Raw genomic sequence first — 1,163 nt, forward strand, 5'->3', positions numbered from 1 at the left:
TGGTTTTGGCGGCTTTGATGACCCGATCCGTCGAAACATGAGCATGTACAGCCGTCCCTTGCACCCAGGCCTTCGCTTTGAGCACCTTGGGGCCTCGTGGGCTTTTCGCAACCTGTCTGGGCTGGATGTTTCTGGCCAGCTCCAGCAGGCGCTGAGCCAGGTTTTCCATCGGAACAACGGGCATGTACTCGGATGGCAGGGCAATCTGCATGCCTTCGTAACCCCCTCTGATCTGCACCGCCAAGTGATAGATCGAGGCTTCCCAATTCTCGGGCAAGGCATCGCGGTGAGCCTGTTCAACACTTCGCTTGAGCAAGGCCAGAACGTTGTATGCCAGCACGGCAGTGGTGAATCCAAGCAAGGCGGCTCGCGGACTGCCGAGGGTTTCAATTTCACTTTCCAGAATTGCTTCCAACCGCTGGAACATCCCTTCAATACTCCAGCGGCGCCGATAGAAGTCTGCGATCTGTTGCGCACTGATGCTCTCGGGCAGGTTGCTCCAGAACATCAAGCTGTTATCACCTGAGTCGTTTGGTGAATGAAGCGTTAACTCGACACGTCGCCAGCGGTGCCCGCCTTTTACTTCGATGGATTGCTCGCGCACAGTGCCTGTGGCGACGGGCATCGGTGCTTGCCACTCACCTTCCTGGATCAAGCGTGGATGCTTGGCCTGCTGGCGAATGACAAATGATGTCTTCACCTGTTCGCACGCCTCCATTACAGGCAGCGTGCAGTAGAGACGGTCAGCGATCCAAACCTGATTGGTCTTTGCTTCAGCCAGCAACGGCAAAACACAAACTCGTTCGCTTGCGTAGGCGTCCTCGCACGGCTGGAGGTCAATTACCTGATCCAGGTCGGGGTCGTAAACCACCACCGAAAACCCGGGGCGAGCCGCTCCGCGCTCTTGGCGCAGCGCGCCAAGACGCTTTTCGGTAGAGGCCAAGTGGCTGCCATCGACCACCCGAACTTGCCAATCAGGAAGCATGGCTGAGCAGCCCAACTCATGGATTGTCGGCGCCAAGCGCTGCGCGCAGCCTGTCACCAAAGCACGCAACAGGGCAGGTTCGGTTCGACTGATCTTGTCGTACAGAGCTGCCAGGCTGACGGGAAGGTCGTCCAGTTGTCTTGCCGCAGCATGCAGCGATGGCTTCAAGCCCAATGAA

General features: G+C 57.8%; 1 protein-coding gene. It reads right to left on the reverse strand.

The genetic code is table 11. The features are described from left to right. A partial coding sequence (locus ACF8RA_RS24785) for an IS4-like element ISPpu8 family transposase (RefSeq protein ID WP_392519669.1) occupies window positions 1–1,163 on the reverse strand: 1,163 nt, incomplete at both ends.

Source organism: Pseudomonas sp. FYR_5 (assembly GCF_043106315.1).
GTDB lineage: Bacteria > Pseudomonadota > Gammaproteobacteria > Pseudomonadales > Pseudomonadaceae > Aquipseudomonas > Aquipseudomonas putida_Y.